We start from the raw sequence: 10,290 nt of genomic DNA on the forward strand, positions 1-10,290 counted from the left end.
CAAAAATAATCCCAACGGTCAACACTTGACCCCACTTCAACCTGTTAAGGCTTAGATAGACTTTCCTTGTCTACCTTATCCACTTTTCAACAATTCCTACTCTAACACCTCAGTTCTAGGGAGAACTAAACTCATGGTCGCCACAATAGTCACCGAAGAAGGACTCAAAATCCCCGTTTTTGATGGAGCTTATACCGATGCCAAAGGTCGCAATCTAGGCAAGTTCTTCAACAATCCAGAAATCCTGCGCCACTCGATTCTGGAAACGATGTTTAAACCAGAGGAACTGGAGTCGTTAATGATTGTCAAACTTGACAAATCCAATCCCGACCCTCGCCAATTACGCTCCAGCATCCACGACCCCGAAGACGGAATCAAGCGACGCATGATATTCCAATCTGGAAACAGCTATTACTTTGGTGACGAAACCCTAGCCAAAAAGATAGGAGACTTATTCGTAACCGAAAAAGACACCGCTTGTCGCTACGGTTCTCTTCTAGTTAGCACCTGTATGTCCGGCGTATCAGAATGCGACCATCTGCGAGTAAAAATTGTCGATTTCACCGACCCACAATATGCTAAATATCGAACCGGAGACTGTCACGGTGCAATCAATTCCGAATTACTCAAAAGCATCGGCGGTGAGAAAAACCGAGCCAGCCAATTTCGTTTCGCTTGGCTTCGCAGTTGGAATACAGAAACTACAGAATCCACACCCCAAGTCAGCTTTCTGGCTAAAGGAACGCTCCGTCCCGATGACGCTCTCCTCAATGAACTAGCCGACTCTGAAGGTAACAAACCCCAACTCATTTTAGACCGATCCAGCATCAAAGGAATTAACAAAAAGCGGCTCAAAGAATTAATCCCGTGTGGCGATTACGAATTACCCAAAGCCATTCTGGGAAATCGCAAAAACAGTCAAATCGGCATCACCCAAACTAGCTGGCAATCTACCGGGGTATGGTTTAACGAAGAAGCACTTCTTCAAGACTTGGTGCCAGCAACTAAAGCCGAAGCCCAACGGCTAGCAGCACTACAGCGCGACCCCATGAAATTGCGCCAAGCCATGATTGAAGATTATGACAAACGTGAGGCATTTTTGGCGCGTTTAAACGAAAGAAAACTTAAAGAACAGCAGGACAAATTATCAACTACAATTAATGACGAAATCAACGGAGAGAGTGAAGAAAACACCGAGGATAAAAAGCGGGAAAGACAGGACATCCAGATGCTAAAAGCCGATAAATTCGGACTCATGGTAGGCAGTCCCGAATTTACCAATATGGCAGAACGGTGGCTAGCATCCAAATGGCGAAATCTGGCAACCAGGGGAGCCTTAGCAATGACTTCAGCAATGGCTCTACCCTGCGACGATTTACCCAGAGGCACAGTCTGCGCTAACCATCTAGAAGAAGGAGAATGCATTCAAGGTCGATTCCCCATTCTCAACAAAGACGGACTCAGGAGATACCAAAATATCCGCGCCAAAAACCTGGAAACTATTCCAGAAGAAACCCGCGCTGTCATGGCAAAAATCAAAGGAGTAATCTGGTTTAACCCGACCGACTTAGAAAAGTTCCATCAAGGAGACTTTGACGGTGATGAACCCTTTGGCATCCCATCCCGAAAAATCCCTAACATTGCCCAACAAATATTACCAGCCAAAGACGGGTTATTTGACTTCGGAGAAGTGGTACAAGCCGAAAAAGTTCCTTATACGAAAGCCCGGTATCAAAAAGACGATTTTGAAGTTATAGAAGGCAAAGCCAAAGCAGGTCAACGCAAATACACTACCCTAGAACAAATCGGAGTTGCCAGTTCTCAAAATGAAGTCGGAATCGTCGCCTTAGCCATTGGCAAAGTAGCAGCAGCACTTCCCAACCCCGGCGAGGATGAAAAGCTATTTCTCAAACAGCAAAAGCGATTCATCACCGCTCTCAGTATTATGGAACAGTACGAAGTTGACTACCAGAAAAACTCGCTGCGGGGTAAAGATGCCAAAGAAGTGAAAGAGAAAACAGGTCTAAACCCCGACACATTGCTAGAAAAAGTCGATGGGTGGTGCGAGAAACACAAAAACTGCACTTACTTTTTCCAGTACAAAGGAGATGACCGACTCTACAAACAATTTCCCATGCCTGCCGATTTCTCCAATCCTATTTACGTGCTGGCAAGAGAAGCTGTCAACCCCTATTGGGAACAAACGCGACTCCTCCACCGAAACCGAGATGAATTTCAGCACATTCTTCCCCCGATTCCAGCTCACCTCATCGTGTCAAAAGACAATCGCCAGGAACTGGATGCAGCAGGTATTGAGTACGAGAAAGAAGGAAAAGAATTGCACGTCCCCTATGAGTACAAAAATGCCCTATTAGAGAGAGAAATCGAGTACCGTCACAGCCAAGAAAAAGACCTCTCCTGGGAAGAAAACGAATGGGAATGGGCAAAAGACCTAGTGCAACGCTTTCAAGAAGACAAAAGTATTATCTACGAGCGCACTGGCAGCGATATCAAAGCGCGAAAAGAGGAAATGGGGAAACTTTATGACAGCTATCGAGCAGAAATTGACGAAATTTGGGATACTCCTGAACGAAAAACAAGGGCAGCCCATGCACTATTCCAAGCTACCCACACGTCCGATAATTTGAGCAAACACCGAACCATTTGTCAGAAAGTGGCAGAGGAATTGGAAATTACCTTTTCCCTACAAGAAGACTACGAATTACTTCACGAAGCCTTGCCGCAAGATGTCTACGTCCTGCAAGTTCCTTTCCAGAAGGTGAAAACTAAAGACGGCAGAACCCTTGACTTACCGAACCAATGGAAAGACGCACTGGATAGCAAGGGGATTGACTACGAAGCCACGGCTCATCCCGAATTGCCCTTAGTCGAGTTCGCCTTTAAAAACTTACCCCAGAAGATGATAGCAAAACTGGATGCAAAATATGGAGACAACTCCAACGATAGCATCGACACCGACTCTTTGAAGGTAACAAACTACTCCGGTAATGAAACCCGACTGCTCATCGTCCCTCCCGTGGATTGTCGCTGGATTGAGTCTCAAGATAAAGCAGGCAGAGGCGCACTTGTCTACAAGCTGTTCATGGATGAAATCTCCGATGCTTTGTCAAATTATCGAGTGAATCAGATAGAAGTAGTCAATATCAAACATCCCGATAACGACTACTCAGATGCAGATTTCTCTAAGCCAAAATGGAAGGATCGGAACGTCACTTTGCAAGTGGGAACGATAAACTTACCTCCCACTCACGAGAAATATCACCGATTTCAAGGCACTCCAATTATCCAACTTGACGGGAAAAATTTAGGAACCTTCTCCCCCGACAGTCCTAAATTGCCCCCTGGAACCACTTTTGAGGCAACGCTCTCTCCCGACAAAGGCGGCAGGTCGGTTATCCTGAAAGTTGACCCTGAATCGATTCAGTTGCCTGAAACCCAATTGCCACAAATCGATTCACCTCAAGTATCTCAGAGTTCTGAGTTGGTGAAACCTGCGGAAAGTGCGATCGCTTCTTACGGTAGCACACCTCAACCGCCAACGCTCCAGCCAAAACCCGCAGTTAATAATGGAAAGCGCGACATCACCAACGCTAAAGCTGACAACTGGCGGCTTTCTCTGCAAGACACCCTCTTTAGCGTCGTTTCCCAAACCTACAAACAACGACGGTTGCAGCTTCCTTCCCATAGCACCCAGCACTTCAAGTTTGGCGACAACCAATGGACAGCTTACGTGCAACCGAACGGGGATTGCTTTGTCAGAAACTCCTCCAAACGCACCGTATTTAAAGCCAACGTCCACACCGGGGACGTTCAAATTCCCCTGACACAGCAAGCAGCAGCTCGTTTCCAAGAAATGATAGCGGAACGAGAGAAAGCTCTGTCCCAGTCCCAAACTACTCTCACGCCTGTGCCTGAATCGAAACCGAGGGAGCTAGAAATGGTCTAGTGGAGTGGGGATGGTTGGGTATCTGAGGGCTTCCTTAGAGGAGTCAATGGAAAATTTTCCATTGGCTCTTATTTTTTAACACGAGCGTGGAGCTCGGAGTAGAGGAAAGGAGTCAATATCTTCGCTTTGGCAGGGTCGCAGGCGCAGTCGGTCAGTGTGAAACATAGGAATCAATAGGAAATTTACTGCAAAAATCGCCGACTATTTCCTCATTTCTTCTCATTTATCCGATTATTTCCGAGAAATTCCTTCAAATTGAGAATAAATATCCCTAAATTAACAAAATTTAATAGTTTTTGAGGGAATTTATGCACTATTAGCCCGAATCATTCCTCCCTTTTCCCCTAAGAATGTGTAGCAAGCCATGTTAAATGTGCGTACAAATTTTTAAAGGGCGATCGCAATTCCTGACCACTCTCCGCAGCCGGATTTTGAGTTTGGGATACGGTGAAACAGATACTTCGATTCAAGGGGTGCAACTTGACCCCTACAGAGGATAACAAAACAAGGCTCAAACTTAATCCTTGAATCGAAACCAACAGTAGCGCTTCAATCCAGAGCCTTGATTCTAGGCAGTTTCAGGCAATCAAGTGCTTTCATTCACTGCTCAGTGTTGTCAGGGCGCGATTGATCGCGTCTTGGATTTTCTTGGAAAAAATGCTCATTAGTCATTTGTACGCACAGTACGCACAGTGGGGCTTCAAGAGGCGGATGAGCTTAACTAAAGGGTAACATAAACTTGAGATGAGATATATTTTTTATGTTCACCTGTATCAGACAATCAACAGGCGACGAGATTACCGCCGATGAAGCAAACGAACTCACAATGCAGGGCGTCAACTTAGACGACGACTTGATCGACAAGTTTTTCGAGAAACCCGTTTTTCTGAGACGATCACATTTCCGACAAGGGACAACCCATGTGCGATCGCACTTTTCCTTGAAGCCTAAGTCTATCCCTTCTGTTTTTCCCGAAGACTCCTGTTTCGATCGCGACTACTTTACGGGTTCACGAGAAAATTTTCGGTACTCGGAGAGTGTCGAGCATCGTGAGGGCAAGTTGTTTGTTGGTACTTGTGGTATCAACGAATTGTACAAAGAAGACAAGCGTTTGAAAGACAATAGCTTGGGGGTTAAATACGAATTTGTTATTAAGTTAGAAACGGGCAAGAAACGAATAATAGACGTTGCTTCTTTCTTGCCCGATGGAAGCATGGAGGCTCATGAAGTCCAGCTTTGCGCCATCACTCCAGAAGAGCTAGAAGAACGGACAGTTGATTATGAAAATGCTTCTATTTCCGTTGTCTGGTGGTTTGGAAAATCAGCCAATACCCAGTCTAATAGAGATTGGTACTATCACCGATTTGGCGAAGTACCCCCTATCTTCTCGTTTAACGAAAGTAGAAGCCAATCTGACTTGAATATTTCAGTTGATTATTCTGGGCAGAATTTACCAATAACGCTCAACACTTTACCGCAAAATTGGTATTGGTTCGATTTTTATTTTGCTTCTAAAACAAGAAAAAACTCGTGGTTTAAGGAGGGAGGATTAGAGGATCAAGATGTTGAACTGGGATATCAAGATATTTTGAAAGAGTTTTTGGGGGCTAAAGAAAAAGCGCGGAACCGCCTGAACAATTTTCCATCTACAGACGAGTTGAGTAAAGTTTTTAGTTTAGTTCCCGGTTCACCTGTTGAATTTGTTCATCTGTCAAAGAGAATTGGTATTCTTAAAAAAGAATTCATTCCTGACAAAAAATCAGGAAAGTGGATTGAGCAATGTTATGAATATAATATTGATAGTATTCCTTCGGTTATTGAAGAGTCGCAGATCGAAGAACCTGTAAGGAAGATTAAGTTAAGTGTTGCTCTGCTTTTGACAGGGCAATTTATGGGGTTTGTTCCTAGCCATCCTCACTATTTTTGCAGGCAAATTCCCTCAGTTAGGGTCGCTAGATGCTTAGAAGTGTGGGGGAAATTAACCTTTCCTAAATTGGAAAAAGGATTAAGGATGGAACCAAAGTCCTTAAGTGGATGCTTGGGTTCTCTCGTGAACAAGCAGGTCGTTAAAAAAAAAGAGAATTTGTGGTGTTTCATATCCATAGACCCCCTAGGGATTCCTCCCCTCGGCAACCCACACGTCATTAAAGCCAGAGCAAGAGCTTTTCAGCAGTTTTTCGATAAAGAGCGATCGCGTAAGATCTAAGCAAAGCTTATCAACGGCAATCTAAATGCGAGTAACCCTATATTTGTCATGCAGGGAACGGTTTCCCTGCTACTTTTGATATTTTGTATGTTCCAACTGGCAACTAAGCCAGACACTGAAGACAAAACTAACTACTTCATATTATTAGCCTCGGTTATTAGCTACTAGCTACCTTCGCCCAACTCCGAAGATACCCGTCCAGAAGTGACAACAACAGAAACTGCCGTCACTCCCTTGAAGACAGTTTCCCGAACTCAGATAACTTCTGGGAGCCCAGAAGATGACTACAGGGGGGAGTACTGATGCTCGACCCCAAGATAGTCTCCCAGATAACGGGATGTCCGCTCTCAGACGCTCAAAAATACCTCCCAGAAGTTATTGCAGCCTTAGATAAGGTAACGCGCCTCTACAAACAACCGTCGGGATCGTACCTACACTTATCAGCCAACTGGATGATAAATGTCATTCCCCCAGCCTCCAGGGATTCAGACTTGTGACCGAACGAAACATAAACCCAAAGAAACAGCCTTATCTCCACTGTAATTGCTGATAATTGAATCCATGAAAGCAATAAATAAATAATCACAAACCTTACTCAACAAGGTTGAGTTAATTCTGGCGATCGCCCAGTTAAAAACATCTAAATAGCTTGGTGTCGCTAACCGCTTTCCCCTAAACCATTGCTAGAAAAAAGTACGCAACCATTAGTTAAAATCCAGTGATTGATGTGCTGACAACTACCAAACCACCAAAAAACAAGTTACCAAAACCCAGTACAAAGACTGAAGTCGTCCGAGTACGCTTAACAACCTTTGAAAAGGAAGATTTAGCCAAACGGGCGGCTGAAGTCGGTGAAAAAAACGTCTCTGAGTATCTGCGAAAACGTGCTTTTAGCTTTGTCTACACGATACCTGCTATCAATCAAGAAGCATGCGCTGAACTACGGAAAATGAGTACACACCTCTACCAAATGGCAAGGTTTGTCGAGAAAGCCGTCAAAGCCGGACAACTCCCCACACAAAACCTTGAAGTTCTACAAGAATTTAGCAGGACTCTGGGTGAGTATCACCAAGAACTAAGAGGAAAAATCGTCAGTGAATTTCTCAGTAAACCTCCCACATAGCCAACAACAACCAATCCCCCGATTCTACCCTAAATTCCGACTTGAAGGAGATTAATAAATGGCTACCAAATCCGCAAGTAAGCCCAGACACTTTTCAGCACCAAAACGGGATTGGTCTGTCTTAACAGCTACAGACCCCAGACACGTCAAAAGATTAGAACATATTCAAGAAACTCTCGATGCTGCCATCGAAACAATTCAAGAAGAAGGCGGTATTGAGGACTGGAATGATTTCAAAAACTTTGTTGAATCCTTCAACAAGCGTCCTGATAGAATAAATGATTCTGGAAATCACAAAGCCAGCATCAGCGTAGATTTAGTCACCGAAGGCAAAAGCGATGAGGTATCTGGCTTTGTTTTCTACTTGACTAAAGACCCCAGCCATAGAACTAGTGGTGTCTATTTAGTTAAAAATCTAAAACAGGCAGGAGCTGAAACCAAAGAAAATAACAACTACTACACCCCATCCCATGTAATGGACTTAATCGAATTGGAGTCCAGCGATGATTTAGAGGATGACGAACTATTAGAATATTTTGACGACGATTTAGATGACGAACTAGATGATGATTGGACTGACTTAGAAGAGGATGAGGAATCGCCAAGACAAAATAAAACAGCCAACCGGACATCTAAATCAAAGCTAAAATCCGATAAATCAGCATCTTCTCACAAGAATAATAAACAATCCCAGAAACAGGAGGAAGATGATATTGACGAACTCCTATCCGATGACGAAGATACTCCTATAACAACTGGAGTATTGGGTAAGATAGCTAAAAATCGCAATACCCAAAAGTCGATTTACAACGCACAAACCAAACAACAATTACCCGAACAGCCCGAAAAAAAATCTCCACTCCTTGACTCACTAGAAGTTTTTCTAAAAGAAGCCGAACATCAGGGTGCTATTGCTACAACCCGAGGAAGCGAAATCAACGGATTAACCGTAACCGGGTTAACCATTCAGAGTGCAACTTTAATGGGTCTACTTGGAGTCAAGAGTGTTAGCGAACTGATTGATTACATAGAGGAAGCCAGGGAGAAAGAACAAGCTGACAAACTAGAGGAAATCCTCGAACAAATTGATTCGTTAAACAAACGAACTGATAATGTGTCTGTCCGCGTGCAACAAGCCGATATCGTTGCAGACATGAGGGCAATAGATGAACGTACCGAAAGACTTACCGAACGAACTCAGCAAGTATTAGAACCCCCGGCTACAACCCAGCCAGAAAAGCTGGGAATAAAGGAACGCCGCGAAAGAAAGAGCCAAAGCAACATTGATTCCGATGAAGCTGATGGAATTGTTGTTGATGACACTCAATCCAGTGTAGTTCAGATTGGAGAAAAAATCGACAATCTAGGACACAAGCTTGACCCACAATACAAAAAATTTCCACCTATACAGATAGATAAAGATGCCAACATTAGCGAACAGCTAGACCAGATTCAAGACTATTTAGGCAACCTGTCAAAAAGGCTAGACCGCCTAGAAGCAATCGTTGATGAACTGGAACAAAAAATTACTGTTAATGCATCCCTTGAATCGGAAACAAAACCTAATTCAAAAACACCCGTGTCTCAGAAAATCCAACCCCAAACTACTGCACCTAACCCAGTCCCCATTGAAGACGAACCCGAGGATCTTCTTACCAAAATGGTAACTCAAACAAAGGTACAACAACAGCGGGAGGCTGTCGCCGATTGCTTAGTCAATTACGCTTTCGCTACCGGACAGTCTCCCCAATCGGGAATCATGTTCGATGACGGCGGCATTCTCTATGTAACCACCCAAGCCAACAACGTTAATGTTGCTATCAACGGCAGCGATGGTAACGAAATCTTCTCTGGAACAAAGGAGGGCAATCGCTGGACGTTTGACCCCAACCAAGACAAACTAACCCCAGAGGAAAGAGAAGCCATCTTCAAGTTACCTCAGTCAGAAGAAGAATACGACAGACTCGCAACTGCCCAAGCACTCGTTGACAAGTTTCAAAACACCTTCCCTAAACGCTTCAGCGGCGAAAAAGACCCCGTGTTCCCCTGGCGAGAACCACGCCGCGAAGACGGTACTCCGGGGGCGGTAAAATACGACTTTGAAATCCTGGATTTACCGGACGGGTCAAAGCAGCTAATCGGAACCGACCCGCGCCATGGCGACGCACAAGTGTTCGATGCCGTTCTGGTGAAAGGAAAGCCGCCAGACATTCGAGAGTGCCACATCTCGGTTGAAGAAATGGAGGCTTTAGTCGGAACACCAGAAAAAGAAAACATCCACAACAGAGAACCGCAGGCATCTAACTACCACAACTATAGCCCGCCAAAACGCGAAGAACGGTCAAAAGAAGACCAAGATGAACTACAAGCTTAATTCCCTTAAGGAGAAAACCAATGCACAACAATTACCAAACCACTAAACCTATCGCACACAAACGCCGCCGATTCAACCCGTTCATGCGGAAATTCAAACTTAATAATGCCGACTTAGCATTCATCGCCGTTTGCCTGGTTGTCACGATTTATTTAACCCTCGTTCAGCCTTTATTTGTTAGCGTATTCGGCTGTGCAGCTTTACTATTCTTTGGACTTTGGCAGATTTCCAGAACTGTTCCCGTTCTCGAAAAACTGTTCGGCAGCAAGATTCGATTTTGGCATTTAGCTACCGCTGTAATTACAGTGACAGCTCTACTCAATAACTTCCCAACTCCAGCCCAAGCCGTTTTTCTAAGCGGTCTCGAACAATTTATGACGAATCTGGCGAGTGAAGCGGGGGCTGCCGGAGGAGGAACAGCCGTTGATGCTTCAACTATTGCTTTAATTTTCAATGCTATCCGAGGCGTGTTTCTCTTGCTAAGCTGCTACGCAGCTAAACCGGATAAACAGCATTGCCTTTGTTTTTGATTTTTCTATTCCATTTAATTATAAGCTCTCCTTCATTTAATAATTTATGTAGCAATTTTTCTAGTTCTTCTACTGATTCAAATAGTCGAT

General features: G+C 44.3%; 6 protein-coding genes and 1 pseudogene. 6 read left to right on the plus strand and 1 reads right to left on the minus strand.

Features of this window, described 5'->3' with window-relative positions; all coding sequences use genetic code 11:
* Positions 1-133 precede the first annotated feature (133 nt).
* The 6 genes from RLO19_RS23115 to RLO19_RS23140 all read left to right on the plus strand — a co-directional run bounded on the left by RLO19_RS23115 (position 134) and on the right by RLO19_RS23140 (position 10,200).
* Positions 134-3,967: a hypothetical protein gene (locus tag RLO19_RS23115; RefSeq protein ID WP_446359756.1), complete on the plus strand. Its 3,834-nt coding sequence runs from the start codon at positions 134-136 to the stop codon at positions 3,965-3,967.
* Positions 3,968-4,338: 371 nt separating this feature from the next.
* Positions 4,339-4,467 carry a hypothetical protein gene (locus RLO19_RS23120; RefSeq protein WP_446359757.1) on the plus strand — a complete coding sequence of 43 codons (129 nt, stop codon included), beginning with the start codon at positions 4,339-4,341 and terminating at the stop codon, positions 4,465-4,467.
* A 560-nt stretch (positions 4,468-5,027) separates the two neighbouring features.
* Positions 5,028-6,173 carry a competence protein CoiA family protein gene (locus RLO19_RS23125; protein WP_446359758.1) on the plus strand — a complete coding sequence of 382 codons (1,146 nt, stop codon included), beginning with the start codon at positions 5,028-5,030 and terminating at the stop codon, positions 6,171-6,173.
* A gap of 727 nt (positions 6,174-6,900) precedes the next feature.
* On the plus strand, positions 6,901-7,296 hold the full coding sequence (locus RLO19_RS23130; RefSeq protein ID WP_446359759.1) for a plasmid mobilization protein: 396 nt from the start codon (positions 6,901-6,903) through the stop codon (positions 7,294-7,296).
* 58 nt (positions 7,297-7,354) lie between these two features.
* Positions 7,355-9,670 (plus strand): hypothetical protein, encoded by a 2,316-nt coding sequence (locus RLO19_RS23135; protein ID WP_446359760.1) that lies wholly within the window; start codon positions 7,355-7,357, stop codon positions 9,668-9,670.
* A 20-nt stretch (positions 9,671-9,690) separates the two neighbouring features.
* Positions 9,691-10,200 (plus strand): hypothetical protein, encoded by a 510-nt coding sequence (locus tag RLO19_RS23140; RefSeq protein WP_446359761.1) that lies wholly within the window; start codon positions 9,691-9,693, stop codon positions 10,198-10,200.
* On the opposite strand, the pseudogene RLO19_RS23145 reads toward RLO19_RS23140, so the two are convergent.
* Positions 10,166-10,290: pseudogene (locus tag RLO19_RS23145) on the minus strand (IS630 family transposase); the annotation flags it as partial. The gene RLO19_RS23140 and the pseudogene RLO19_RS23145 overlap by 35 nt on opposite strands.

The sequence above is a fragment of the Coleofasciculus sp. G2-EDA-02 genome (assembly GCF_040226375.1).
Classification (GTDB): Bacteria; Cyanobacteriota; Cyanobacteriia; order Cyanobacteriales; family Coleofasciculaceae; genus Coleofasciculus.